The 23929-nt window shown below is 68.8% G+C and carries 24 protein-coding genes; 8 read left to right on the top strand and 16 right to left on the bottom strand.

Features of this window, described 5'->3' with window-relative positions:
* Positions 1-105 precede the first annotated feature (105 nt).
* Both QTI51_RS04295 and QTI51_RS04300 read left to right on the top strand, forming a co-directional pair.
* Positions 106-1092, top strand: coding sequence for a Bug family tripartite tricarboxylate transporter substrate binding protein (locus QTI51_RS04295; RefSeq protein ID WP_286512672.1), 987 nt, complete (start codon positions 106-108; stop codon positions 1090-1092).
* Between the two features lie 19 nt (positions 1093-1111).
* On the top strand, positions 1112-2476 hold the full coding sequence (locus QTI51_RS04300; RefSeq protein WP_116908049.1) for a Rieske 2Fe-2S domain-containing protein: 1365 nt from the start codon (positions 1112-1114) through the stop codon (positions 2474-2476).
* 19 nt (positions 2477-2495) lie between these two features.
* On the opposite strand, the gene QTI51_RS04305 is transcribed toward QTI51_RS04300, so the two are convergent.
* From QTI51_RS04305 to QTI51_RS04330, 6 genes are read right to left on the bottom strand one after another with little or no spacing between them, the layout of a single operon-like run.
* On the bottom strand, positions 2496-2843 hold the full coding sequence (locus QTI51_RS04305; protein ID WP_116908048.1) for a DOPA 4,5-dioxygenase family protein: 348 nt from the start codon (positions 2841-2843) through the stop codon (positions 2496-2498).
* 57 nt (positions 2844-2900) lie between these two features.
* Positions 2901-3524 (bottom strand): DUF4166 domain-containing protein, encoded by a 624-nt coding sequence (locus QTI51_RS04310; RefSeq protein ID WP_116908047.1) that lies wholly within the window; start codon positions 3522-3524, stop codon positions 2901-2903.
* The gene (locus tag QTI51_RS04315; RefSeq protein WP_116908046.1) at positions 3521-4549 is read right to left on the bottom strand and encodes an SRPBCC family protein; all 1029 of its coding nucleotides are present in this window, start codon (positions 4547-4549) and stop codon (positions 3521-3523) included. Before QTI51_RS04315 ends, QTI51_RS04310 begins: the two co-directional genes overlap by 4 nt.
* Positions 4550-4600: 51 nt before the next feature.
* Positions 4601-5557 carry an SAM-dependent methyltransferase gene (locus tag QTI51_RS04320; protein WP_116908045.1) on the bottom strand — a complete coding sequence of 319 codons (957 nt, stop codon included), beginning with the start codon at positions 5555-5557 and terminating at the stop codon, positions 4601-4603.
* Between the two features lie 32 nt (positions 5558-5589).
* Positions 5590-6012, bottom strand: a complete 423-nt coding sequence (locus tag QTI51_RS04325; protein ID WP_286512666.1) for a thiol-disulfide oxidoreductase DCC family protein — start codon at positions 6010-6012, stop codon at positions 5590-5592.
* 59 nt (positions 6013-6071) lie between these two features.
* Positions 6072-6692 carry a GbsR/MarR family transcriptional regulator gene (locus QTI51_RS04330; RefSeq protein ID WP_116908043.1) on the bottom strand — a complete coding sequence of 207 codons (621 nt, stop codon included), beginning with the start codon at positions 6690-6692 and terminating at the stop codon, positions 6072-6074.
* 124 nt (positions 6693-6816) lie between these two features.
* Between QTI51_RS04330 and QTI51_RS04335 the strand changes: the two genes are divergently transcribed.
* Positions 6817-7911 (top strand): PA0069 family radical SAM protein, encoded by a 1095-nt coding sequence (locus tag QTI51_RS04335; RefSeq protein ID WP_116908042.1) that lies wholly within the window; start codon positions 6817-6819, stop codon positions 7909-7911.
* Positions 7912-7921: 10 nt separating this feature from the next.
* Here the strand turns inward: QTI51_RS04335 and QTI51_RS04340 are convergent, their stop codons facing one another.
* From QTI51_RS04340 to QTI51_RS04355, 4 genes are all read right to left on the bottom strand, one after another.
* On the bottom strand, positions 7922-8872 hold the full coding sequence (locus tag QTI51_RS04340) for an alpha/beta fold hydrolase (RefSeq protein WP_116908041.1): 951 nt from the start codon (positions 8870-8872) through the stop codon (positions 7922-7924).
* 109 nt (positions 8873-8981) lie between these two features.
* Positions 8982-10490, bottom strand: coding sequence for an efflux transporter outer membrane subunit (locus QTI51_RS04345; RefSeq protein ID WP_286513717.1), 1509 nt, complete (start codon positions 10488-10490; stop codon positions 8982-8984).
* An 8-nt stretch (positions 10491-10498) separates the two neighbouring features.
* Entirely contained in the window at positions 10499-11773 is a 1275-nt protein-coding gene (locus QTI51_RS04350) for an efflux RND transporter periplasmic adaptor subunit (protein WP_116908040.1), read from the bottom strand.
* Positions 11774-11866: 93 nt separating this feature from the next.
* A complete protein-coding gene (locus tag QTI51_RS04355) occupies positions 11867-15094 on the bottom strand; it encodes an efflux RND transporter permease subunit (protein WP_116908039.1) in 3228 nt (1075 codons plus the stop codon).
* A 108-nt stretch (positions 15095-15202) separates the two neighbouring features.
* Between QTI51_RS04355 and QTI51_RS04360 the strand changes: the two genes are divergently transcribed.
* The 3 genes from QTI51_RS04360 (at position 15203) to QTI51_RS04370 (ending at position 16995) form a co-directional block, all read left to right on the top strand.
* The gene (locus QTI51_RS04360) at positions 15203-15715 is read left to right on the top strand and encodes a gluconokinase (protein WP_286512662.1); all 513 of its coding nucleotides are present in this window, start codon (positions 15203-15205) and stop codon (positions 15713-15715) included.
* 84 nt (positions 15716-15799) lie between these two features.
* Complete coding sequence (locus QTI51_RS04365) at positions 15800-16540, top strand: TetR/AcrR family transcriptional regulator (protein WP_286512660.1); 741 nt, start codon at positions 15800-15802, stop codon at positions 16538-16540.
* Positions 16537-16995 carry a DUF2000 domain-containing protein gene (locus tag QTI51_RS04370; RefSeq protein ID WP_116908037.1) on the top strand — a complete coding sequence of 153 codons (459 nt, stop codon included), beginning with the start codon at positions 16537-16539 and terminating at the stop codon, positions 16993-16995. The genes QTI51_RS04365 and QTI51_RS04370 overlap by 4 nt, the downstream gene beginning before the upstream one ends.
* 46 nt (positions 16996-17041) lie before the next feature.
* Here QTI51_RS04370 and QTI51_RS04375 read toward each other — a convergent pair whose 3' ends face one another.
* The gene (locus tag QTI51_RS04375) at positions 17042-17596 is read right to left on the bottom strand and encodes a GNAT family N-acetyltransferase (RefSeq protein ID WP_116908036.1); all 555 of its coding nucleotides are present in this window, start codon (positions 17594-17596) and stop codon (positions 17042-17044) included.
* 4 nt (positions 17597-17600) lie between these two features.
* Complete coding sequence (gene gnd / locus QTI51_RS04380; protein ID WP_286512654.1) at positions 17601-19025, bottom strand: decarboxylating NADP(+)-dependent phosphogluconate dehydrogenase; 1425 nt, start codon at positions 19023-19025, stop codon at positions 17601-17603.
* 242 nt (positions 19026-19267) lie between these two features.
* Between gnd and QTI51_RS04385 the strand changes: the two genes are divergently transcribed.
* Positions 19268-20242 carry an AraC-like ligand-binding domain-containing protein gene (locus tag QTI51_RS04385; RefSeq protein ID WP_116908034.1) on the top strand — a complete coding sequence of 325 codons (975 nt, stop codon included), beginning with the start codon at positions 19268-19270 and terminating at the stop codon, positions 20240-20242.
* An 18-nt stretch (positions 20243-20260) separates the two neighbouring features.
* Here QTI51_RS04385 and arsH read toward each other — a convergent pair whose 3' ends face one another.
* Genes arsH through QTI51_RS04405 form a run of 4 tightly spaced genes read right to left on the bottom strand, consistent with a single transcriptional unit; the run spans position 20261 to position 23037 of the window.
* Positions 20261-20980 (bottom strand): arsenical resistance protein ArsH, encoded by a 720-nt coding sequence (gene arsH, locus QTI51_RS04390; RefSeq protein ID WP_116908033.1) that lies wholly within the window; start codon positions 20978-20980, stop codon positions 20261-20263.
* Positions 20964-21395 (bottom strand): arsenate reductase (glutaredoxin), encoded by a 432-nt coding sequence (gene arsC / locus QTI51_RS04395; protein WP_116908032.1) that lies wholly within the window; start codon positions 21393-21395, stop codon positions 20964-20966. The genes arsH and arsC overlap by 17 nt, the downstream gene beginning before the upstream one ends.
* Positions 21392-22684, bottom strand: coding sequence for an arsenic transporter (locus tag QTI51_RS04400; RefSeq protein ID WP_116908031.1), 1293 nt, complete (start codon positions 22682-22684; stop codon positions 21392-21394). Before QTI51_RS04400 ends, arsC begins: the two co-directional genes overlap by 4 nt.
* A complete protein-coding gene (locus QTI51_RS04405) occupies positions 22678-23037 on the bottom strand; it encodes an ArsR/SmtB family transcription factor (protein WP_116908030.1) in 360 nt (119 codons plus the stop codon). Before QTI51_RS04405 ends, QTI51_RS04400 begins: the two co-directional genes overlap by 7 nt.
* Before the next feature lie 155 nt (positions 23038-23192).
* Here QTI51_RS04405 and QTI51_RS04410 point away from each other — a divergent pair, with 155 nt between their 5' ends.
* Positions 23193-23921, top strand: a complete 729-nt coding sequence (locus tag QTI51_RS04410; protein ID WP_116908029.1) for an alpha/beta fold hydrolase — start codon at positions 23193-23195, stop codon at positions 23919-23921.
* The last annotated feature ends 8 nt before the right edge of the window (positions 23922-23929 follow it).

A 23929-nucleotide genomic window follows, 5' to 3' on the forward strand; every position in this document is an offset into this window, starting at 1 on the left:
GCCTCCCGAAAATGGTTCACTCGGTGAAACTATAGCTTCTGGCTTCGCGATGCCGTTCCTAAAGTGCGACGACCTTCAACGTCGTTCCCACTGAAAGAAAAGAGCATGATGTTTCACCACCGAAACGCGGTCCGTGCCGCTGCAGGAGCCATTCTTTTGCTATGTGCCACGGCAGCGGCCACGGCGCAAGGCTGGCCCTCGAAGCCCATCACCATCGTCGTCGCCTACCCCGCGGGCGGCGACACCGACGCCATTGCGCGCACCTACGCCGAGAAGCTCTCGCAGCGCGTCGGCCAGCCGGTGCTGGTCGACAACCGGCCCGGCGCCAGCGGCATGATCGGCAACGTGTGGGTCGCCAAGGCGCCGGCCGACGGCTACACGCTGCTGTTCACGCCCAGCACCTTTCCCATCGCGCAGCATGTGCTCAAGGCCGGCCCCGGCGTGGCGCACGACGTGGTGAAAGACTTCACGCCCATCGTCAAGACCGGCAACATCCCGCTGCTGCTGGTGACCGCGCCGGCCACCGGCATCCACAACGTCGCGCAGCTCGTGGCGGGCGCCAAGGCCGGCAACACCACCACCTATGGCACGCCGGGCGCGGGCTCGCCGATGCACATCGCGGGCGAGCTGCTCAACAAGGACGCGGGCATTGCCGCCACGCACGCGCCGTACCGCGGCGTGGCGCCGGTGGTCAACGACGCGCTGGGCGGCCACATCAGCATGGGCTGGATCACGCCGGGCGCGGTGGCGGGCCACATCGCCGCGGGCAAGCTCGTGGCGCTCGCCGTGGCCGAGCGCCAGCGCACGAAGCTGATGCCGCAGGTGCCCACCTTCATCGAACTGGGCTACAGGGACGTGGACGTGAGCGCCTGGATGGGCCTGCTCGGCCCCAAGGCCATGCCCGCCGACGTGGTGCAGGCGCTGAACAGGCACTTCAACGAGATCCTGAAGATGCCCGACGTGCAGGCCAAGATGGCCGCGCTCGGCATCGAGCCCGTGGGCGGCGCACCGGCCGTGCTGGCACAGCAGATTTCAGACGACGACCAGCGCTTCGGCAAGCTGGTGCGCGAGTTCGGCATTCGCGCCGATTGATGAACAAGGGAGACGATGCATGTTGAGCGAAGAAAAGAACCGCCTGCTGACCGAAGTGGGCCCCGGCAAGCCGATGGGCGACTACCTGCGCCGCTACTGGCACCCCGTCGCCGGCGCCAGCGAGTTCGACGACAAGGCCGTGAAGCCGCTGCGCATCCTGGGTGAAGACCTGGTGCTCTACAAGGACCTGGGCGGCAACTACGGCCTGGTCGACCGGCGCTGCCCGCACCGCAACGCCGACATGTCGTACGGCTACGTGGAGCAATGCGGCCTGCGCTGCAGCTACCACGGCTGGCAGTACGACGCCAGCGGCCAGTGCGTGCACCAGCCCTTCGAGGAAACGCTGGACCCCGGCGCGCGCATGCGCAAAAACACGAAGATCAAGGCCTACCCGGTGCAGGAAAAGGCCGGCCTGCTGTGGGCCTACATGGGCCCGCAGCCCGCGCCGCTGCTGCCCGACTGGGAGCTGTTCAATTGCAGGAACGGCTTCGCGCAGGCGGTGTTCGCGGAAATTCCGTGCAACTGGTTCCAGTGCCAGGAGAACTCCATCGACCCGGTGCACTTCGAGTGGACGCACAACAACTGGACCACGCGGCTGCAGGGCGACGAGGGGCCCTACGTACCCACGCACCTGAAGCTGGCCTTCGAGGAGTTCGAGCACGGCTTCGTCTACAAGCGCCTGCGCGGCGGCGAGCACGAGGACAACGTGATGTGGACCACCGGGCGCGTCACGCTGTGGCCCAACGGCTTCTTCCTGGGCCACCACTTCGAATGGCGCGTGCCCATCGACGACCACCACACGCTGAGCGTGCTGTGGGTGCTCAGCCGCGTGCCGAACGAGCAGGAGCCCTATGTGCAGCAGCGCATCCCGTCGTGGTACGGACCCATCAAGGACCCGGTGACGGGCCGGTGGATCACCAGCCACGTCGCCAACCAGGACTTCGTGGTGTGGGTGGGGCAGGGCGCCGTCACCGACCGCACGCGCGAGAAGCTGGGGCAGAGCGACAAGGGCATCGTGATGATGCGGCGCCGCTTCTTCGAGGAAATCGAGGCGATGCAGGCCGACCCCGCGCACGAGCCCAAGGGGCTGATCCGCGATGCTGAAAAGAACCGCGATGTGTTCCTGCCTTCAGCGTGCCGCGACGAGATGATCCGCGGGCTGCCGCGCGAGCAGCTGGCGGCGCACCCGCTGCTGGGACCGTACCTGAAGGACTTTTTCGGGCAGGCCGGGCAACCCGACGATGTGCGCGCGGCCTACGAGCAGGCCATCGGGCAGAAGGTCGAGGGTGCGACCTTCTTCAAGGTGCACGGTGCGCGAGCCGAGGCCGAGGCAGCGAAAGAAGAAGAGACGGCCGAAAAGAGAGCGGAAGAAAACAGAGCGTAAGAAAAGGCAGCCTAGCGATTCAGTGCCGGAACATCCGCAGGTCGAGCGCGCTTTCCTCGCCCAGCCACATGGCATGCGCCGTGTGATCGGCGAAGTCGTCGCCGGTCAGGCCGTGCACGAACACGTCGAGGCCGTCGCGGTTGGCGTCGAGCCAGCCGATGACCTGGTCGAACTGGCCGGCGTCGAAGGCGAGCTGGCAGCTCCAGTGCGGGTGCGGCCCCACCAGCCGCTCGTGCACCCGCCCGACCACCACCATCAGCTCGCGGCCCGCGCGCTCGACCAGCGCGCGGGCCTGCGCGAGCGTGGCGGGCGCGAAGTAGATGTGGGCGTGGTACTGGGGGTAGAGGTTTTCTGGGCGGCGCGGCATGGTGGGCGCATTGTGGCCCGAAGTGCGCCGAGATGCCTCCATCTGCCTTGCGCGCCCCTAGACAACTTGCCGCTCCAGGTGAAAACGCCCGCTGTAGCGGAACACGTCGCCGAACCAGCGGTGGCGCAGGCGCATCCGCATGGTGAAGTGGTCGGCGTCGTGCGGATCGGGGCGCTCTTCCACGTACGCGGTGCCCAGCAGCAGCCCGAGAGGCAGCGCGATGCGCAGCCCGGCAATGCGCCAGACATAGCCCAGGTCGCGGAACACCAGCGCGCCTTCTTCCGCGCTCACGGCCAGCCGCATGCCGACGCCGAAGCGCACGTACTCGATCACCTCGCCGCCGCGCCGCGCATCGTGCGCCATGTGCGAACGGAAGTGAAAGGGCGGCTTGCCCGCGAAGTGGAAGACGCGGTTCCAGTACAGGTGCGCGTTGCCAGGGTGGCAGCGGTAGTGCACGTCGATGGGCACGTTGCTGCCCGTGTGCGGCACCAGCGCGCCGAAGAGCCGGCCGAAGGGCATCAGCAGCGCGGCCCAGCGCGCATGCCAGACCTCGCTCATCACGCCGCGCACGCACACCTTGTCGTCGGAAAACGGCGCCATCGTGTAGTGCCGGCGAACCACGTCGCCGAGTTGCTCCCACGCCGGGCCCAGCACCTGCTGAAAGACGGGTTGCCGTGTCATCGTGCGGCCTGCGCGATGGCGGTCGTGGCTTCGCTGCGCGCCTTGTAGAAGCGCAGGATGTTTTCCGAGCCGTTGCCCAGCAGCGCCTGCAGCACGCGGTCCGCGTACCAGTTGAAGCGCGTGCTCAGCCGCCACGACACGTCGATGCGCAGGTCGGTGCCGCCGTCGCGCGGGGTCAGGGTGTAGGTGGTGTCGCGCAGGTCGAAATACTGGCCGCCGATCATCACGTGGTCGTCCAGCGCGCCGGCGGGAAATGATTCGGGCGTGAAGCGGTAGCGCCACTTCAGCACGCGCTCGGGCTGCCACTCGGTGATGATTTCTTCGAAGTGCACGTTCTTCTGCCACTGCACCTGGCGCACGCGGCCGTCGGGTGTGTCGATGGTCACGCCCGACACCGGCATCGGCACGCCGATGCGGTAGGCCCAGGCCTCGCCGACCTCGGCGGGCTGGATGTCGCGCGCCTCGTTCAGCGAATGCCACACGCGCGCGGCCGGCGCCGCGATGAAGAGCGTGCGCGAGGTCTGCGAGAACTGGTCGGGGTTGGGCAGCTGGGGCTCGATGCCGCCCAGCAGCAGGGGCACGAGCGCGAAGCCGTACAGCGCGGGCCGGGGCCAGTTCGTGATGCGGCACACGATGCCCATCGCCAGCCCGCCGACGCTGCCCATCACCGCGAACAGCGGAACGATGACGATGGCGCAGATGATCCCCTCGATGAACACTGCCAGCGTGCCGGTGACGAACAACGCCGTCGCCACCCACGGCGCCCACAGGTAGTAGCCCCAGCTGCGCCGCTCGATGCGCTCGGCCAGGTACACCGTGACCGCGCCGCACACCGCGGGCACGAAGTACACGAACGAACCCAGCATCGGCGAGAAGCGGTGCCCCGGCCCGCCGCTGAACACGATGCGCAGCACCAGCGCGACGAGCGCGCCCGCCAGCATCGGCCAGAACCATGCGAAGGGCATGCGCCGCCGCGGTTCGTCCGGCATGTCTGCGAGCCTGCTTTCCCCGGTGTCGTTGTGCATGAAAGAACCTTCTCCTCGTTGCGTTGTCTTGTTTTTTGCGTGCGGGCCCGTTCAGTCGGCGCGGCGCCTGGCGGTGACCATGCAGTAGTCGAAGTCGCGCCAGAACATGCCCAGTGCCAGCGCGCAGTAGCTCGCCACGATGTGCTTGCGCCGCCACGGGCTGAGCTTGCCGCGCGCCTTCCACAGCTCGGCCAGCGTGAAGCGCGTGGCCAGCACCGGAATGTGCAGCGCGGTGGGTGCCACGCGCCAGCGCAGCGACTTCACTTCGATGTCCTCGAAGCCGTGCGCGCGCAACGCCGCGACGAAGTCGTCGCGCACGGCCAGCGTCGGCACGGCCCAGCTGTCGGCCCACAGGCGGTGCAGCCAGCCGGCCAGGCGGCCCGGTTCGCGCCGCAGCAGGAAGCCGTCGACCACGGCCAGCCGCGCGCCGGGCTTGAGCAGCCGCGCGGCCTCGCGAACGAAGCCGGCCTTGGCCGTGCCGTCGGCGTAGCAGGCGCTCTCGACGGCCCAGGCGCCGTCGGCCTGCGCCGCGGGCAGGCCGGTGCGGGTGTAGTCGGCCTCCAGGTGCGCCATGCGGTCGGCCACGCCGGCGGCGGCGTCCAGCCTGGCGGCGATGCGGTTCTGCACGGCCACGTTGGTCACGGTGATGGCGTACAGCGACGGGTCGTCGCCCACCAGCGTGCGCGCGGTGGCGCCGGCGCCGCAGCCCAGGTCGAGCACGCAGCGGCGCGGTGCGCTGCCTTGCGGCGGCTGCGGAAGCTGCAGCGCGCGGCCGATGACGCGGTTCATTTCCACCAACATGCCTTCGCGCCGCAGCGGGTTCAGGCCGGCGCGCCAGAAGCCGAAGTGCATGTTGTAGCTGGGGCTCCAGGCGCTGTAGTCGACCGCCACTTCGGTGAAGTAGTGCTGGGTGTCTTCGGCCGTGATGGAGGCGCTGGCGTGGCCGGACGGGGCGTTCGTCGGCGCACCCTGCGGCAGGCGGAAGTCGGGCTGGAAGACAGTGGGCATGGCAGTTCCCTCGCTGGGTGGTTCTTCGGTTTTCAAAGGCGGCAGCTGCCGTCGTCGCAAGAGCGTGCGATGCGCCCGGCCAACCGGTTGGCCAGCCAGCGCGGAATGCGGTAGCGGTTGCGCGCCAGCAGCGCATAGGCGCGGTCGGCCAGCGGCGCGACGAGCGGCAGGTCGAGCAGGAAGCCGCCGCTCGAAAGCCCGACCGCCGTGCGGCACAGGCGAATGGCCGGCACGCCAACGAACACGCGGCCGTCGGCGTCTGCCACGTGAATGGCGGCCATCAGCGCTTCGCGCGGTGCCGGGCCGGCGTCGAAGCCCGGCGGCGAGCAGTCGACCAGCTGCAGCCGGCCGGCCGTGTCGCGCGCCTTCATGTTGCCCATTTCGGCGGAGCAGATCGCGCAGCTGGCATCGAAAAAGATCGTGAACGGATAGCTGGGTGCGGCGGTGTGGCTCATGGTTCTTGGTTCTCGATATTTCTGTCAAAACAGAAATTTATAGGCAAAAAAAGGGAGGTTCAGATCATGGGGAGGCTGGCGTGGTGGGCGTCCGGGTCTTCGCCCTTGTTGCCCTTGTCGCCGCTGCCGTCCTTGCCGTCCTTGCCGGAGGCGATGGCGTCGCCGCGCACGAACTTCTGCACGCTCGCGCCCAGCGTCAGCACCTTGTCGAGCGTGCCGGGCGACAGCCGCAGCATTTCGTCGGCCCAGGTGGCCAGCTTGTCCATCAGCTCCATGGTGGAGCGGATGCGGTCCTGCGCATCGGCCGGCTCCTTCTGGAAGTCGGGGCTGGACACCAGCTCGCGCAGCACGCGCACGGTGGGGTCGAACTCGCGCTCCTTGCGCTCGCGCACCACGGTGCGAAACAGCTCCCACACGTCGACGCTGGTCTCGAAATAGTCGCGCCGGTCGCCCAGCGTGTGGGTGATGCGCACCAGGTTCCAGGCCTGCAGCTCCTTCAGGCTGTTGCTGATGTTGGAGCGGGCCACGCCCAGCGTGTCGGACAGCTCCTCTGCGTTCATGGGCTTGCCGTGCGCGAAGAGCAGAGCGTGGATTTGCGAGACCGTGCGGTTCACGCCCCACATGGAGCCCATTTCGCCCCAGTGCAGGACGAACTTGCGTTGAATGTCGGTGAGTTCCATGGCGTCAAGTTTAGGATTTGCGAAATTTCTGTCAATAGAGAAATTGAAAAATCGTTGGACATTCGCGGAGCGCTGGAATACTGTATGAATAACCAGTAAATTCCTTTCGTCCAAAGGACCCGCCATGCCCGCCGCCCTGATTCCCATCCACGCCATCAAGGGCCGCGGTGCGGCCACACGCCTGGCGCACCGTTTTTCGCGCGACGAGCGCAACGACTTCGACGACGGCTGGGGCACGCTCGAAGAAGGCGTGGCCGAGGCGGCCGAGCTGCAGCCGCTGGCCACCGAAATTCGCTTCGAGGACGTGAAGTCGGTGCTCAGCGAAAACGACTCGCCCGACATTCCCTTCGACCGTTCGCTCAACCCGTACCGGGGCTGCGAGCACGGGTGCATCTACTGCTTTGCGCGCCCCACGCACAGCTACCTCAACCTGTCGCCTAGCCTCGACTTCGAGACCAAGCTGATCGCCAAGCGCAACATCGTCGAGGTGCTGCGCACCGAGCTCGGCCGCAAGAGCTACCGCCCCAGCCACGTCGCCATCGGCACCGCCACCGACTGCTACCAGCCCATCGAGCGCGAACTGCGGCTCACGCGCTCGGTCATCGAGCTGCTGCAGGAAACGCGGCACCCGTTCGCGCTGGTCACCAAGTCGAGCGCGGTCGAGCGCGACCTCGACCTGATCGCGCCCATGGCGGCCGACCGGCTGGCGGCCGTGTACGTCACCGTGACCACGCTCGACGGCGAACTCGCGCGCAAGCTGGAGCCGCGCGCCGCCGCGCCGCACCGGCGGCTGCGCACCATTCGCGCGTTGGCCGATGCCGGCGTGCCGGTGGGGGTGAGCGTGGCGCCGCAGATTCCCTTCGTCACCGAAGACATGGAGCAGGTGCTCGAAGCCGCGTGGGAGGCCGGCGCGCGCAGCGCCTTCTACACGGTGGTGCGGCTGCCGTGGGAGGTGGCGCCGCTCTTCAAGGAATGGCTGGCGTTGCACTACCCGCAGCGCGCCGATCGCATCATGGCCCGCATCCACGAGATGCGCGGCGGCAAGGACTACGACGCCGACTTCGCCACCCGCATGAAAGGCTCGGGCCTGTGGGCCGACCTGATCCGCCAGCGCTTCGAGAAGGCCACGAAGCGCATCGGCTTCAACCGCGAGCGCATCGCGCTCGACGTCGGCGCGTTCCGCCCCCCGGGCGCGGCGGGGCAGGGCAGCCTGTTCTAGGCTGGCGCCTTCAGTTCTTGTTAAGGAAGTCGCCGACCAGCTTGGTGGTGGCGCTCGGGTTCTCTTCCATGATCCAGTGGCCCGAGCCGGGCACGATGCCCTCGGTCACGTCCGTCGCCGTGGCGCGCATCACCACCGCCATCGTCGGGCCGAACGACTTTTCTCCGCCCACGGCCAGCACCGGCATTTCGAGCTTGCCTTGCGCCATGAAGGCCTTGTTGTCGATGGCGTCCTGGTCGAAGGCGGCGAACTGCGAGAAGCCCGCATGCATGTTGCCCGGCCGTGCGTACAGGCGGGCGTAGTGCTTGCGCGCGCCCTCGCTGAAGCTGGCCGGCGTGGCCGAGAACTCGTTCCAGAAGCGGTCGAGGTAGATGCGCTCGCGCCCGGCCACCAGTCGCTCCATGTCGGGGCCACCGAAGCGGAAGTGCCACAGCAGCGGGCTCTTCAAGATTTCTTCCCACGGACCCACGCCCGGCACCGGCGCGTCGATGAGCACGAAGCGCGTCACGCGGTCGCGGTACTGCGCCGCGAAGGCGTAGCCCACCATGTTGCCGATGTCGTGCGTGACCAGCTGGGTCTTCGCCACGCCGAGCGTGTCGAGCAGCTGGGCGATGTCCTGGCCCTGCGTCTTCTTGTCGAAGCCCGAGGTGGCGCGCGCCGACAGGCCCATGCCGCGCAGGTCGGGCACCACCACCGTGTGGTCGCGCGCGAAGGCGTTGGCCATGGGGGCCCACATGTCGCCGGTCTCGCCGAAGCCGTGCAGCAGGGTGATGGCGGGGCCGGTGCCGCCCACGCGCACATGCAGCGTGGTGCCGTTGACGGCGATTTCGCGCGTCTTGAAGGCGGAAGAGAAGGCCGGCACGCCCTGTTCCTTCTGCGCCTTCCCTTGCGCGTGGGCCTGGGTGAGTGCGGTGGTCGCGAGCAACGCGACAGTGAGGAATCCGAGAATCCGTTTGCGCATGGTCGCGTCCTTCGGTACGAGGCAGCGTCCGTACGACGCGGGGGGTGTGTGCCTTGTGCCGCAGCGCACGCAAGGGCTAGAGGGGCCGCAACGGCAAGGCGGCGCGATGCTACTGGCTTTTGGCCACGCCCACCATCCCCTGCAGACTTCCCTGCAGATGGCAGCCGGCGGCCGCGTCGTCCGCCCCGCACCAGTCGCCCCCCAGCGCCTTCACCAGGAACACCGAGGTCAGCAGCCGCTGCCCCTGCAGCTGCGCGGCCTGGCGCTCCACCGTCAGCAGCGACTGCTGCGCGGTGATCACGTCGAGGTAGGTCGAGGCACCGCCCTCGTAACGGCTGCTCGCCATGTCGAGCACGCGGCGCGCGGCCGACACCGCCGACTGCGCCTGCGCGGTGGCGCTGTCGAGCGCGGACAGCCCGGTGATGCCGTCTTCCACCTCCTGCATGGCGGTGAGCACGGTGCGGCGGTAGCTGCCCACGGTGGCGTCGTAGCCGGCCTTGGCAAAGTCGACGTTGGCGCGCACGCGCCCGCCGTCGAACAGCACCTGCGTGGCCGACACGCCCACCGACCACAGCAGGCTGGGGCCGTTGAACAGCGTCTCGATGGTGCGGCTGTCCACGCCCAGGGTCGGCGAAATGAAGATGCTCGGGTAGAAGGCCGCGGTGGCCACGCCGATCTGCGCATTGGCCGCGGCCATGGCGCGTTCGGCCGAGGCCACGTCGGGCCGGCGCTGCAGCATTTCCGAAGGCACGCCCAGCGGCACCGCGGGCGGCTTGATCTCGCGCAGGTCCACCGGCAGCGCGAAGAGCGGCGCCGGCGTGCCGGTGAGCGTGGCCAGCGCGTGCTCGTACTGCGCGCGCTGCTTCTTGAGCACGTCGATCTGCGTGAGCGTGGTTTCCAGCAGCGCCTGCTGCTGCGCCACGTCCAGGCCCGACACGGCGCCCAGGTCGTGGCGCGCGGTCACGAACTCCAGCGCGCGGCGCTGCAGGCCGACCGAGCGGGTGATCACGTCGAGCTCGATGTCGCTGGAGCGCAGGTTGAAGTAGTTGCTGGCCAAGTCGGCGCTCAGCAGCAGCCGCGTGTTGGCCAGGTCGGCCGCCGATTGCTCGGCCGACGCGCGGGCGCCCTCGACCGTGCGCTGCACGCGACCGGCCAGGTCGACCTCGTAGCTAGCGTTGAGCGAGAGCGCGAAGTCGTTCTGCACGGTCGACGAGTTGGGGCTGGCGTAGTTGGTGAGTGGCCGGTTGGCGGAAATCTTCAGGCGCGAGGCGCGCGTGCCCAGCCCCAGCTGCGGGTACAGGCTGGCCGAGTTGGAGGCCAGCGCAGCGCGGGCCTGCGCCAGCCGCGCATTGGCGATGGCCAGCGTCGGGCTGCCGGCCATGGCCTGCGCCTGCAGGGTGTCGAGCGTGGCGTCGTCGAAGCGCTTCCACCACGGGCCCTTGTCGGCGCTGTCGCTGGGCGTGCTCACGCGCCAGGGCTCCTCGAGCTTCCAGCTGACGGGCAGGGGCGTGTCGGGCGCCTTGTAGTCGGGGCCGACGGCGCAACCGGCCACGAACAGCAAGGGCAGCAAAGGCAGCAAAGGCCGGAGGAGGGCAGCCGTGTTCGCTGCCACGGGCATGCGCAGCTTCACGCCGGTTCCTTCTTCGGCGCGGGCGCCGCGCCGGCCGGGACGGCCTTGGCATCGGCCGGCGGGGCATCGGGCGCCACCGCCACCACGTCGCCTTCGGCCAGCGAATCGGAGGGGTTCAGCACCATGCGGTCGGTGCCCTCGAGCCCGTCGATCACCTCGACGTTCTCGCCGTAGTTGCGCCCCAGCGTCACCGGGCGCAGGTTGATGCGGCCCTGCGCGCCGACCACCGCGATGCGCGTGCCCTCGGCGCGGAACAGCAGCGCGTTCGACGGCACGGTGAGCGTGCGGCTGGCCGCCAGCGGCAGCGACACCTGCACGTAGGCGCCCGGCAGCAGCGCGCCGTCCTTGTTGGGCAGCGCCACCTCGACCTGCATCATCCGCGTGGTCGTGTCGATGGCGCCGGCGGTGCGCGCCACCTCGCCCTTGAAGGTCTGGCCGCGCAGCTCGGCCTGCGTGACCACCACCGGCTGGCCGGCTTTCACGAGCTGGGCGTAGGCCTGCGGCACGTTGATGTACACGCGCAGCGGATCGGTCTGCGCCAGCACGAACAGCGCGCGGCCCGCGCCACCGCCCGCGCCTGCGTCGATCAGGTCGCCGGTGTCGACATTGCGCCGCGTGATCACGCCCGCGAACGGCGCCACCACGCGCTTGAAGCCTTCGGTCTGCTTCAGCCGCTGCACGTTGGCATCGGCCGCGGCCACGTTCGACGTGGCCTGCGCCACGGCGCTGCGGCGCTCGTCGAGGTCCTGCTGCGAAACCACGTCCTTCTTGCGCAGCGCCTCCCAGCGTTCGGCGGTGCTGCGGGCCAGCTCCAGGCCGGAGGCGGCCTGCGCGCGCGCGGCCACGGCCTGCGAAAGCTGCTGGTCGATTTCGGGCGTTTCTATTTCCGCCAACAGCTCGCCTTTTTCGACGCGGCTGCCGATGTCCTTGGTCCAGCGCTTCAGGTAGCCGCTGGCGCGCGCCGAAATGGGCGACTGCACAAAGCCCTGCAGCGTGCCCGGCAGCGCCAGCGTCTGGCCGGCGGTGGGCGTGCGGGGCAGGGCGGTCTGCACATACTGCCTGGCCCGCTCGGTGGTGCCGGTTTCGAGCGCGCGGGCGTTGGCCATGCGCAAGAACACGGTGCGCGCCGCGCCCAGCGCCAGCAGCACCAGGACGACCAGCACCAGCCAGCGCGTGCGCCGCACGATCTGCCGGCGGCGCAGCAGCTCGCCTTCGCCCTCTTCGACGGCGATGGGGTGGATGGCCAATGCCGAGTGGCGTTGCTCCGTCATGACCAGCTCGGCGCCGGGCCGCTCCCAAGCCGAGCTGCGGCCCCCCCGGGGGGCAGCGAATACACGAAGTGAATGAGCGTGGGGGTCAAGGTTTCAGTTCTCCTGGGGCGCTGCGCCCGCTGGGGGTTGTTGCTGCTGCGGTTGCTGCGACGCTTCGCGTGCCGCCCTGCGGTGCGCAAGCCGACTGTGCACCCCCGCGAACACGGCGGGTACGAAAAACAATGTCGACACCGTGGCAAAGATCAGGCCACCGATCACCGCGCGGCCCAGCGGCGCGTTCTGCTCGGCGCCTTCGCCCAGGCCCAGGGCCATGGGGATCATGCCGATGATCATCGCCAGCGCCGTCATCAGCACCGGGCGGATGCGGGTGGCGCCGGCTTCCAGCGCGGCCGACAGCGGCGGAATGCCCGCGGCCAGCCGCTCCCTGGCGAACGACACCAGCAGGATGGAGTTGGCCGTGGCCACCCCCATGGTCATGATGGCGCCCGTGAGCGCCGGCACGCTCAGCGTGGTGCCGGTGATGAACAGCATCCACGCGATGCCCGCCAGCGCGGCCGGCAGCGCGGTGATGATGATGGCCGCGTCCAGCCACGACTGGAAGGTGACCACGATCAGCAGGTACACGAGCACGATGGCCATCGCCAAGCCCACGCCCAGGCCGATGAACGACGACTGCATGGTCTGCACCTGCCCGCGTATCTCGACGCGGCTGCCGCGCGAGAGCTTGGGGCGCATCTCGTCGACCAGCTTCTGCACCTTGGAGGCCACGCTGGCCAGGTCGGTGCCCTGCACGCTCACGTACACGTCGATGACGGGCGCGATGTTGTAGCGCGACATCACGGCCGGCTGGCGGTCGGCCTGGGTGGTGACGAGGTTGCCCAGCAGCTGCTGCGCGCCCGTGCCAGCCGCGGCGTTCGCGCCCGCGCCCACCGGAATGTTCAGCAGCGAGTCCAGCGAATCGACCGTGTACTGCGGCGTTTGCACCGCGATGCTGTAGACCACGCCGTTCACCGGGTTCAGCCAGAAGGCCGGCGCCGTCTGCGAGCTGCCCGACAGCGCGATGAGCACGTTCTGCCCCACGTTCGAGGCCGTGAGCCCGTACTGCTGCAGCCGCGTGCGGTCCATCTGCAGGCTCAGCGCGGGGCCGTCCAGGCGCTGGTGCACGTGGGCGTCGACCGCGCCCGGAATCTGGCGGATGGCCTTGGTGAGTTCGGCCGCGCGCAGGGCGTTGCCGGCCATGTCGTTGCCGCTGAACTGCACGTCGATGGCCGCCGGCAGGCCGAAGTTCAGGATCTGCGTGACGATGTCCGCCGGTTGAAAGAAGAACTCGATGCCCGGAAAGCGCCTGGGCAGCTCGGCCCGCAGGATCGACACGAAATGGTCGGTCGGCTTGTGGCCTTCCTTCAGCGACAGAAGCAGCTCGCCGTCGAAGGTGCCGATGGTGCCGGCGTTGCTGTAGGACAGGTTGATGCCGCTGTTAGGCACGCCCAGGTTGTCCAGGATGGTCTCGAGCTGGTCCGGCGGCACCAGCTCGCGAATGGCGGCCTCGACCTGGTCGGTGAGGCGCGCGGTTTCCTCGATGCGCGTGCCCGTGGGCGCGCGCAGGTGCAGGCGGATCTGGCCGGCGTCCACCGTCGGGAAGAAGTCGCGGCCCAGCGCCGGGTACAGCAGGCACGACAGCAGGCAGAAGCCCAGGAACAGCCCGATGAAGCCCGCGCGCTTCGACAGCACCGCCGACAGCACCAGCGTGTAGGCGCGGCGCACGCGCTCGAAGCGGCGGTCGAAGGCGCGGTACAGGCGCTGCAGCGCGCTGGGTTTCGCATCGGCCGCCGGCGCGTGCTCGCCGTGCGAGCCGCCCATCAGCAGCATCACCAGCGTGGGCACCAGCGTGCGCGAGAGCAGGTACGAGGCCAGCATGGCGAACACCACCGCCTCGGCCAGCGGCACGAACAGGAAGCGCGCCACGCCCGACAGGAAGAACATCGGCACGAACACGATGCAGATGCACAGCGTGGACACGAAGGCGGCCGAGCCGATTTCGCCCGCGCCCACCTCGATGGACTCCATCAGCGGCGTGCCCATGTGCAGGTGCCGCTCGATGTTCTCGATGGTCACGATCGCCTGGTCGACCAGGATGCCCACCGACAGCGCCAGGCCGCCCAGCGTCATGAGGTTGAGCGTTTCGCCCAGCGCGTACAGCACCAGGATCGACGCCAGGATCGACAGCGGAATGGTCAGCCCGATGATCAGCGTGCTGCGCCAGTTGCCCAGAAACAGCAGCACCATCGCGGCCGTGAGCGCGGCCGCCAGGATGGCCTCGAACACCACGCCCTTCACCGCCGCCTTCACGAACACCGACTGGTCGAACAGCGGGGTGATCTTGATGTCGTCTGGCATGGTCTGCGCGGCGACCGGAAGCATGGCGCGAATGTTCGACACGATGTCCAGCGTGGAGGCGCCGCCGTTCTTCAGCACCGACAGCAGCACGCCGCGCACGCCGTCCTGGCGCACCACGTTGGTCTGCGGGGAGAAGCCGTCGCGCACGTAGGCCACGTCGCGCAGGTAGGTGGTGGCGCCGTTCACGGTGCGCACCGGCAGGTCGTTCAGGCCCGCGATGGCGTCGGGCGAGCCGTTCATCTTCACGTTGTATTCGGTGGAACCGAACTTGGCCGTGCCCGAGGGAAGGATCAGGTTCTGCGTGTTCACCGCGTTCACCACGTCGGCCGGCGAGAGGCCGCGCGCCTGCAGCGCCTGGGTGTCGAGGTCGACCGAAATCAGCCGGTTCTTGCCGCCGTAGGGAAACGGAATGGCCGCGCCCGGCACCGTGATGAGCTGCGGGCGCAGCTGGTTGACGGTGGCGTCGAACAGCGAGTTTTCAGAGCGCGTGGGGCTGGACAGCGCCAGCTGGATCACCGGCACGCTGGAGGCCGAGTACTTGATGACCAGCGGCGGCGTGATGCCCGGCGGCAGCTGCCTCACCTGCGCCTGCATGGAGGCCACCACCTGCGAGATGGCCATCTCGATGTTGGCCGTGGGCTGGAAGAACACCTTGATGATCGACACGCCCGCCAGCGACTGCGACTCGATGTGCTCGATGTCGCTCACCGTGGTGGTCAGCCCGCGCTCCACCTGGCCGGAAATGCGCTGCCCCATTTCCTGGGCCGGCAGGCCGGTGTAGTTCCAGATGACGCTGACCACCGGAATGTTGATTTCCGGGAAGATGTCGGTGGCCATGCGCGCCAGGACAAAAGGCGTGGCCAGCACGATCAGCATCGCCATGACGATGAAGGTGTACGGGCGACGCAACGCAAGCTGGACCATGGAGAGGACTCTCTGCTTCCGACGGAAAAAGGTTTCGCATCATAAGGAAGTAGATTTAAGTTTGCGGGCGCCGTTTGTTAGGTGTGGCGCTTTACCAAAAGGGTGAATATGGACAGGGTCTGGCTGGTAGTGATGGGCGTGTCGGGATGCGGCAAGTCGAGCCTGGGCGCGGCGCTGGCCACAGCCCTCGGGCTGCCGCTGATAGAAGGCGATGACCACCATCCGCCGGCCAACGTGCAGAAGATGAGCCACGGCATCGCGCTCACCGACGCCGACCGCGCCGGCTGGCTGGCCACGCTGGGCCGCGCGCTGGCCGATTCGCCGAAGGGCGCGGTGCTGACCTGCTCGGCGCTCAAGCGCATCTACCGCGAGCAGCTGCGCGCGGCGGCGCCGGGGCTGCGCTTCGTGTTCATGGCCATCGAGCGGGCGCAATCCGAGCGCCGGGTGGCGGCGCGGGCCGGCGCGGGCGAGCACATGTTTCCGGCGAGCCTGGTGGCCAACCAGTTCGCGACGCTCGAATCGCCGGTGGGCGAGCCGGGGGTGCTGGCGGTGGACGCGACCTTGCCGCTGGGGAAGGCGGTGGCGCAGGCGATGGCTTGGTTGGCTGCTGAAACTAAATAATCGAGCAGGACTCAGGTTTTTTTCATTGGTAATTTGTGGGGTAGGTTGGTCTATGATTGAGCAACGCTCAGGAACAGGCCTCGCATGTCCGACACAGACACCCTCAACACACGCCGCGCCGCGCGCGGCGAAAAATCCGGCCGCCGCATCGAAAGCCTGCTCGCGATAGCGAAGGAGGTGTTCGCCGAAAAAGGCTTCGAGCGCACCACCACGGCGGAGATCGCGCAGCGCCTGGGCGTCTCCGAGGCCACCGTGTTCACCTATTTCGGCAGCAAGCGCGAGCTGTGCCTGCAGGTCATTCGCCGCTGGTACGACCAGATCTCGGGCGAGCTGGAACGCGAGCTGCCGCCACTGAACGGCCTGCGCGCCAAGCTGGCCTTCGTGGTGCGCAAGCACCTGGTCAACCTGATGGGCGAGGGCGCCGGCCTCTGCGCGCTGGTGCTGAGCGAAGGGCGCACGGCGGACGCCGCCTTCGGCAGCGTCATCGCCGACCTGAAGCGCCGCTACACCGCGCCGCTGATGCATGCGCTGGGCGCCGCGCGCGAGGCGGGCGAGCTGCGCGAAGGCGTGCCCCTGCGGCTGCTGCGCGACATGGTCTACGGCGCCATGGAGCACGTGCTGTGGGACTACGTCGTTTCCGGCAAGAAGCCCGACATCGAGCAGACCGCCGCCCAGCTCACCGACATGCTGTGGAGCGCCTTCATGCCCGCCGACGCCTCGCTGGACGCGCTCTCGCAGTTCCGCGCCGAGGTGGGCGACGCACTGCGGCGGCTCGACGCGCCCGCCGCGTTCCGCAAACCGACATCGAACCCCGAATCCGCATGAACGACACCGCCACGCCATCGTCCCTGACGTCGCCATCCCTGCCAGCGCTCCCGGAGCGCTGCGTGATCGTCGTCGACAACGCGCTGCCCGCGGGGCTGGCGGCCAACGCCGCGGCCGTCGTCGCGCTCACCGTGGGCCAGCGCCATCCGGGGTTGGTCGGCGCGCCGCTGGTCGATGCCTCGGGCGGCGTGCACCCGGGGCTGATCCCCATCGGCATCGCCGTGCTCGGCGCCAGCCAGGACGAACTGGCCGCCGTGCGCCAGAAGGCCATGGCCACCACCGAGTGCGACGTGGTCGACTTTCCGGTGCAGGGCCAGCAGACCACCAACTACGCGGCCTTCGGCGAAGCCGTGGCGGCCGTGCCCGCGACCGACCTGCGCTATGTGGCGGTGGCGCTCATCGGCGAGCGCAAGCCGCTGGGCAAGGTGGTCTCCAAGCTGGGGCTCCTGGGCTGAAACAGGCGGGGGCAGGCCGGTTCAGGCTGGAACGACGCGCCCGGCTTCAGCGCGAAGGCGAGTCCAGCGCCAGCCGCAGCCGCGTGACGTTCGGGTTGCCCGGATCGCGCTGCAGCCTGAAGCCCAGCTTGCGCGCGAGCGCCAGCATGCCGATGTTGTCGTACAGCGTGATGTCCGCCAGCTGCTTCACGCCGGCGGCCCTGGCGGCGTCGATCAGGTTGCGCAGCAGCTTGAACGCCAGGCCGTGGTGCTGCCATGCGTCGGCGATGACCACGGCAAATTCGGCGATGTGCGCCGTCTCGGGCGTTTCGCCGCGCACATAGCGCACCACGCCCATCTGCTGTTCATGGCCGTCGACCCCGGTGGTCGCGATGAGCGCCAGCTCGTGGTCGTAGTCGATGTGCGTCATGCGCCATAGCTCGTCGGGCTGCGGCTTGCGCGGCGACAGCAGCCGGTGGTAGCCCGTTTCGCTCGACAGGCCCGCGACGAAGGCCGTGTGCATGCCGAGGTCGTCGGCGCGAATCGGGCGGATGCGCACCGGCGTGCCGTCGCGCAGTTGCCAGTCCTCGACCAGGTGGCTGGGGTAGTCGAGGGCTGGCATGGCATCAGCCGATCACTTCGGGCCAGTCGGTGTGGAAGAACTTGCCTTCGGGCTTGTCGGTGCGCTCGTAGGTGTGCGCGCCGAAGAAGTCGCGCTGCGCCTGCAGCAGGTTGGCCGGCAGGCGCTCGGTGCGGTAGCTGTCGTAGTAGGCCAGCGAGGCGCTGAACGCCGGCACCGGAATGCCGTTGCTCACCGCCAGCGCCACCGTTTCGCGCCAGTTCTGCTGCGTGCGGTTCAGCAGGTCCTTGAAGAAGGGGTCCAGCATCAGGTTGGGCAGCGCCGGGTCGGTGCGGAAGGCGTCGGTGATGCGGTTGAGGAAGCGCGCGCGAATGATGCAGCCGCCGCGCCAGATCGACGCGATGCCGCCCAGGTCGAGCTTCCATTCCTTCTTGGCGCCCATCGTCTTGATGAGGTCGAAGCCCTGCGTGTAGCTGATGACCTTCGACGCATACAGCGCGTCGTGCACCTTGGCCACCAGCGCCTTCTTCTCGAGCGACAGTTCCACCTTCGGGCCCTGCAGCTGCTTGCTGGCCGCCACGCGCGCCTTCTTCTGCGAGGACAGCACGCGCGCCTCGACGGCGGCGTTGATGGTGCTGATGACCACCGCGTTCTCGGCCGCGTTGATGAGCGTCCACTGGCCCGTGCCCTTCTGGCCGGCCTTGTCGAGAATGACGTCGACGATCGGCTGGCCCGTTTCCGGGTCTTTCTGCTCCAGCGCCTTGGCGGTGATCTGGATGAGGTAGCTCTGCAGCTCGCCGTCGTTCCACTCGTTGAAGATGGCGGCCATCTCGTCGGTGGTGAAGCCGGCCGCCTTGAACAGGCTGTAGGCCTCGCAGATGAGCTGCATGTCGCCGTACTCGATGCCGTTGTGCACCATCTTCACGTAGTGGCCGGCGCCGCCCGGGCCGATGTGGATCACGCAGGGCTCGCCGTCCACCTTGGCCGCGATGCTCTCGAAGATCGGCTTCATCACCTCCCAGGTGGAAAGCGGCCCGCCCGGCATGATCGACGGCCCCTTGCGCGCGCCTTCTTCCCCGCCCGAGACGCCCGCGCCGATGAAGCGCAGGCCCTTGCTCGACAGGTAGGCGTCGCGGCGTTCGGTGTCGGTGTAGAGGCTGTTGCCGCCGTCGATGACGATGTCGTCCTTGTCCAGCAGCGGAATCAGCTGCTCGATGACCTGGTCGACCGGCGCGCCGGCCTTCACCATGATCTGGATCTTGCGCGGCTTGGCCAGGCTCTGCACGAACTCCTCGAGCGTCTTGGCGCCCACCAGCTTCTTGCCGGGGTTGGCGGCGACGAAGGCTTCGGTGGTCGCTTCGGTGCGGTTGTAGACGCTGACCTGGAAGCCGCGGCTTTCCACGTTCAGCACGAGGTTCTGGCCCATCACGGCCAGGCCGATCAGTCCGAAATCGCTTTGCTTGCTGCTCATGACCTGTCTTGCCCTTCTTTCGTGTGCATGCGCCGGGGTGTCCGCGCACGGGTTGGTTCGCCGGTCATTTTGCCGGTGTGGCGGGCGCGGTGCCGTGGGAGAGGGGCTATACCCGCTTGGCAAGCGCGTGTGGCGTAGTTGCCCGCTTGGCAAGCGGGCATGGGCTATTTACCCGCTTGGCAAGCGGGCGTGGGCTATTTACCCGCTTGGCAAGCGGGCGTGCCTTCGGTAACTTCCCCGCCATGAGCCAAGCCCCACAAGCGTTCCACCGCTGGTCCACCGACGCCGTGCCCCCTGCGCAGCGGCTGGACTACTGGGTGGGCGCGGTGTGCGAGGGCTTTCTCGAGATGGACATCACCAGCCCCGTGCAGGCCAGCCACTTCGCCGCCTCGCTCGAATCCGCGCCCCTGGGCCCGCTCGTCGTCAACGAAGTGCGCGGCAGCGCGCAGGACGTCTACCGCACGCGCCGCGCCATTGCCCACAGCCGTCACAACTATTACTACCTGCTGTGCAAGACCGACTCGGCCTGGACCATGGCGCAGGACGGCCGCTGCGCGCGCCTGCTGCCCGGCGACCCGGTGCTGGTCGATTCGCGCCGGCTCTACGAATTTCACCTGCTGCAGTCGGCCGACACCGTGTCGCTGGAACTGCCGACCGCCTGGGTCGACGCATGGCTGCCCGACGCCGGCGACCAGGTGGCGCGCCGCATCGACGGGCAGGCGGGGTGGGGCGGTGTGCTGAGCGGCTTCGTGCGGCAGTGCACGCCGCAGATGGCCGCCAGGCCGCCGTTGCCCGCGCAGTTGCTGTGCGACCAGCTGGGCAGCCTGCTGGCGTTGGCGCTCGGGCAGGGGCAGCCCCCGATGCAGCACGCCGGCAGCGAAGGCCGCGCCGCGCTGCGCGCCCAGGTGCTCGACGCCACGCGCGAGCGGCATGCCGAACCCGGCCTCACCGCCGCCTGCGTGGCGAACGGGCTGGGCATTTCGCAGCGCGGCCTGCACCGCTGCCTGGCCGAGAGCAACACCACCTTCGCGACCGCGCTGGCGGGCTTTCGCATGCAGGCCGCGCAGCGCATGCTGGCCGATGCGCGCTTCGACCGGCTGAGCGTGGCGCAGATCGGCTTTCGCGTGGGGCTGGCGGACGCCTCGCACTTCGTGCGGCAATGCCGCCGGCACCTGGGCGCGACGCCGGGCGTGCTGCGCCGGCTGCTGCGCGACTGACCGACCCTGGCCGCCCGCTCAGATGCTGCGCAGGTTCACCCGCGCCGACAGCGCCTGCGCGCTCTCGCGGCGCTCGCTGTAGCGGTCGACCAGGTAGGCGGCGCAGTCGCGCGTGAGCAGCGTGAACTTCACCAGCTCTTCCATCACGTCGACCACGCGCTCGTAGTACGGCGAGGGCTTCATCCGGCCGTCTTCCTCGAATTCCATGAAGGCCTTGGCCACCGACGACTGGTTGGGCACGGTAAGCATGCGCATCCAGCGCCCCAGCACGCGCAGCTGGTTCACCGCGTTGAACGACTGCGAGCCGCCCGACACCTCCATCACCGCCAGCGTCTTGCCCTGCGTGGGCCGCACCGAGCCGACCGCCAGCGGAATCCAGTCGAGCTGCGTCTTCATCACGCCGGTCATGGCGCCGTGCCGCTCGGGCGAGCACCACACCATGCCCTCGCTCCACTGCGCCAGCGTGCGCAGCTCCTGCACCTTCGGGTGATCGTCCGGCGCGTCGTCTGGCTGCGGGAGGCCGCGCGGGTCGTAGATGCGGGCCTCGGCCCCCATGGCGCGCAGCAGGCGCGCGGCCTCTTCGGTCAGCAGCCGGCTGTACGAGCGCTCGCGCACCGAGCCGTACAGCAGCAGGATGCGCGGCGCATGCGTGGCACGCTGCGCCGGCCACAGGCGCTGCAGGTCGGGCGCGCGGAAGTGCGCGGGGTCGATGTGGGGGAGTTCAGGGGTGGCGGACACGCTGGCCTTTCGCGTCGATGACGGCTTCGCCGTCTTCCTTGGTGAACGCGCCCAGGTGCGGGCGCGGCAGCAGGTCGAGCACCGCCTCGGAGGGCCGGCACAGCCGCGTGCCGAGCGGCGTCACCACGATCGGTCGGTTGATGAGCAGCGGGTGCGCGAGCATGAAGTCGAGCAGCTGCGCGTCGGTCCACTTCGGGTCGTCCAGGCCCAGTTCGTCGTAGGGCGTGCCCTTGCGGCGCAGCAGCTCGCGCACCGGCATGTTCATGGCGGCAATCAGCCCCGTGAGCGTGGCCCGGTCCGGCGGATGGCGCAGGTACTCGATGACCGTGGGTTGCTCGCCCGTGTTGCGGATCAGCGCGAGCACGTTGCGCGAGGTGCCGCAGGCCGGGTTGTGATAGATCGTGATGTCGTTCATGAGAGCGAAAAGCCCAGTCTGAGTGCCAGCGCCGCCAGGGTCGCGCACAGCACGGGAAGGGTCAGCACGAGGCCGACCCTGAAGTAGTACCCCCAGCCGATGGCCATGCCCTTGCGGGCCAGCACATGCAGCCAGAGCAGCGTGGCCAGGCTGCCGATGGGCGTGATCTTCGGACCGAGGTCGCAGCCGATCACGCTGGCGTACACCATGGCTTCTTTCACCGCGCCGGTGGCCGAAGACGCGTCGATGGACAGCGCCGCGACCAGCACGGTCGGCATGTTGTTCATCACCGAAGACAGCGCCGCCGCGAGCAGGCCGGTGCCCATCGCGGCGCCCCAGACGCCGCCCTGGGCGAACACGTCGAGCAGCGACGCGATGTGCACGGTGAGCCCGGCGTTGCGCAGCCCGTAGACCACCAGGTACATGCCCAGCGAGAACACGACGATCTGCCACGGCGCGTTGCGCAGCACCTTGCGCGTGTCGATGACCGGGCCGCGCCCCGCGACCATCAGCAGCACGAAGGCGCAGAAGGCGGCCACCGCGCTGACCGGCACGCCCAGCGGCTCCAGGGCGAAGAAGCCGGCGAGCAGCAGCGCCAGCACAACGCAGCCGGCGCGGAAGGTCGCGGGGTCGCGAATCGCCTCGGCCGGCGCCTTGAGCCGGCCCATGTCGTAGCGCACCGGAATGCCGCGGCGAAAGTACAGCATCAGCACCAGAAGGCTCGCGAGCACCGCCACCGCGTTCACCGGCACCATCACGGCGGCATACGCGTTGAAGCCGATGCCGAAGAAATCCGCCGAGACGATGTTCACCAGGTTCGACACCACCAGCGGCAGGCTGGCGGTGTCGGCGATGAAGCCCGCCGCCATCACGAAGGCGAGCGTGGCGGCCGGCGTGAAGCCCAGCGCCAGCAGCATCGCCATGACGATGGGCGTGAGGATCAACGCCGCGCCGTCGTTGGCGAACAGCGCGGACACGGCCGCGCCCAGCAGCACGATCAGCGCGAACAGCAGCCGCCCGCGCCCGCCGCCCCAGCGCGCCACGTGCAGCGCGGCCCATTCGAAGAAGCCGGCCTCGTCCAGCAACAGGCTGATGACGATCACCGCGATGAAGGTGGCGGTCGCGTTCCACACGATGCCCCACACGACCGGAATGTCGGCCAGCTGGACCGTGCCCGTCAGCAGCGCGGCCGCGGCGCCCAGCGACGCGCTCCAGCCGATGCCCAGGCCGCGCGGCTGCCAGATGACGAGCACCAGCGTGCAGGCGAAGATCGCGAGGGCGATCAGCATGCCGGCGTGCCCGATGTGCCCGATGTGCCTGCTGTGTCACATGCCGGCGAACAGCTCGCGTCGCAGGCCTCGCCCTGGCAGCAGTTCTCCGTGAGGTAGGCCAGCAGGCCGTTCATCTGCGCGAAGGCCGCGCGGTACACCAGGTTGCGGCCCTGGCGCTCCTGCGAGACCAGTCCCGAGTGCATCAGCTCCTTCAGGTGGAACGACAGGCTGGTGGCCGAGACCTCGAGCGATTCGGTCAGCGTGCCGGGGGTCAGGCCCGCCGGTCCGGCGACCACCAGGGCGCGGAACACCCGGAGGCGAATGGGCTGCGCCAGGGCGGCGAGCGAGCGGACGACGTCGTTTTCTTCCATATTTCAAGTATCGTTGAATAGTTGAATTGGAGCAACCCAAGCGGCATCGATCAGGATGAACTGGCACGAACCGGCCATCGCGCTGGCACGCACCGGCCATCCGCGGAACGATGCCGTTCCTACAGTCTGTCTCCGTCACAAACGAAGGAGACCCCATGTCCGACACCTATGTCATCGTCCACGGCGCGTGGCACACCGGCGCCGAAATCGAAGCCGTGGCCGACGGCGTTCGCGCGGCCGGCCACACCGTGCATTGCCCCACGCTGGCCGGCAACAACCCGGGCGACGACCGCGCCGCCACCACGCTGGACGACGCCATCGCATCCGCCGTGCGCTTCATCGAGCAGAAGAACCTCACGCAGGTGCGGCTGGTGGGCCACAGCTACGGGGGCATGGTGATCTCGGGCGTGGCCGACCGCATCGCCGCGCGGCTGAAGCGGCTGGTGTACATCAACGCCTTCGTGCCGCTGGACGGCGAGTCGCTCAACGACATGGTGCCGCCGCACTACGTGAGCATGTTCGACGCCGTGGCCGCCGCGAACGCCAACGCGGTCACGCTGCCCTTCGAGATCTGGCGCGAGGCCTTCATCAACGACGCCGACCTGCCGACCGCGCAGGCCGCCTATGACAAGCTCAACCCGCACCCGTACCGCACCTTCACCGACAAGATCCGGCTGAGCCAGCCGCTGGCGGCGCTGGCGCTGGGCAAGTCGTACGTCAATTGCCTGCAGGACACCGCGCTGCCGCATGGGCTGCCGTGGCATCCCAGGCTGTCGGAGCGGCTGGGGTTGTTCAGGCTGGTGGAGTGCCCGGGCAGCCACGAGATGTTCTTCTCGAACCCGCCGCGGCTGGCGCAGGCGATCGTCGAAGCCGGGCGCGACTGAGCGGCCCG

The sequence above is a fragment of the Variovorax sp. J22G73 genome (genome assembly GCF_030317035.1).
GTDB lineage: Bacteria > Pseudomonadota > Gammaproteobacteria > Burkholderiales > Burkholderiaceae_C > Variovorax.

Excerpts from the sequence above, each read along its gene's own strand:
- QTI51_RS04295 (WP_286512672.1), top strand. The coding sequence starts at position 106 with ATGATGTTTCACCACCGAAACGCGGTCCGTGCCGCTGCAGGAGCCATT.
- QTI51_RS04300 (WP_116908049.1), top strand. The coding sequence starts at position 1,112 with ATGTTGAGCGAAGAAAAGAACCGCCTGCTGACCGAAGTGGGCCCCGGC.
- QTI51_RS04305 (WP_116908048.1), bottom strand. The coding sequence starts at position 2,843 with ATGCCGCGCCGCCCAGAAAACCTCTACCCCCAGTACCACGCCCACATC.
- QTI51_RS04310 (WP_116908047.1), bottom strand. The coding sequence starts at position 3,524 with ATGACACGGCAACCCGTCTTTCAGCAGGTGCTGGGCCCGGCGTGGGAG.
- QTI51_RS04315 (WP_116908046.1), bottom strand. The coding sequence starts at position 4,549 with ATGCACAACGACACCGGGGAAAGCAGGCTCGCAGACATGCCGGACGAA.
- QTI51_RS04320 (WP_116908045.1), bottom strand. The coding sequence starts at position 5,557 with ATGCCCACTGTCTTCCAGCCCGACTTCCGCCTGCCGCAGGGTGCGCCG.
- QTI51_RS04325 (WP_286512666.1), bottom strand. The coding sequence starts at position 6,012 with ATGAGCCACACCGCCGCACCCAGCTATCCGTTCACGATCTTTTTCGAT.
- QTI51_RS04330 (WP_116908043.1), bottom strand. The coding sequence starts at position 6,692 with ATGGAACTCACCGACATTCAACGCAAGTTCGTCCTGCACTGGGGCGAA.
- QTI51_RS04335 (WP_116908042.1), top strand. The coding sequence starts at position 6,817 with ATGCCCGCCGCCCTGATTCCCATCCACGCCATCAAGGGCCGCGGTGCG.
- QTI51_RS04340 (WP_116908041.1), bottom strand. The coding sequence starts at position 8,872 with ATGCGCAAACGGATTCTCGGATTCCTCACTGTCGCGTTGCTCGCGACC.
- QTI51_RS04345 (WP_286513717.1), bottom strand. The coding sequence starts at position 10,490 with ATGCCCGTGGCAGCGAACACGGCTGCCCTCCTCCGGCCTTTGCTGCCT.
- QTI51_RS04350 (WP_116908040.1), bottom strand. The coding sequence starts at position 11,773 with ATGACGGAGCAACGCCACTCGGCATTGGCCATCCACCCCATCGCCGTC.
- QTI51_RS04355 (WP_116908039.1), bottom strand. The coding sequence starts at position 15,094 with ATGGTCCAGCTTGCGTTGCGTCGCCCGTACACCTTCATCGTCATGGCG.
- QTI51_RS04360 (WP_286512662.1), top strand. The coding sequence starts at position 15,203 with ATGGACAGGGTCTGGCTGGTAGTGATGGGCGTGTCGGGATGCGGCAAG.
- QTI51_RS04365 (WP_286512660.1), top strand. The coding sequence starts at position 15,800 with ATGTCCGACACAGACACCCTCAACACACGCCGCGCCGCGCGCGGCGAA.
- QTI51_RS04370 (WP_116908037.1), top strand. The coding sequence starts at position 16,537 with ATGAACGACACCGCCACGCCATCGTCCCTGACGTCGCCATCCCTGCCA.
- QTI51_RS04375 (WP_116908036.1), bottom strand. The coding sequence starts at position 17,596 with ATGCCAGCCCTCGACTACCCCAGCCACCTGGTCGAGGACTGGCAACTG.
- gnd (WP_286512654.1), bottom strand. The coding sequence starts at position 19,025 with ATGAGCAGCAAGCAAAGCGATTTCGGACTGATCGGCCTGGCCGTGATG.
- QTI51_RS04385 (WP_116908034.1), top strand. The coding sequence starts at position 19,268 with ATGAGCCAAGCCCCACAAGCGTTCCACCGCTGGTCCACCGACGCCGTG.
- arsC (WP_116908032.1), bottom strand. The coding sequence starts at position 21,395 with ATGAACGACATCACGATCTATCACAACCCGGCCTGCGGCACCTCGCGC.
- QTI51_RS04400 (WP_116908031.1), bottom strand. The coding sequence starts at position 22,684 with ATGCTGATCGCCCTCGCGATCTTCGCCTGCACGCTGGTGCTCGTCATC.
- QTI51_RS04405 (WP_116908030.1), bottom strand. The coding sequence starts at position 23,037 with ATGGAAGAAAACGACGTCGTCCGCTCGCTCGCCGCCCTGGCGCAGCCC.
- QTI51_RS04410 (WP_116908029.1), top strand. The coding sequence starts at position 23,193 with ATGTCCGACACCTATGTCATCGTCCACGGCGCGTGGCACACCGGCGCC.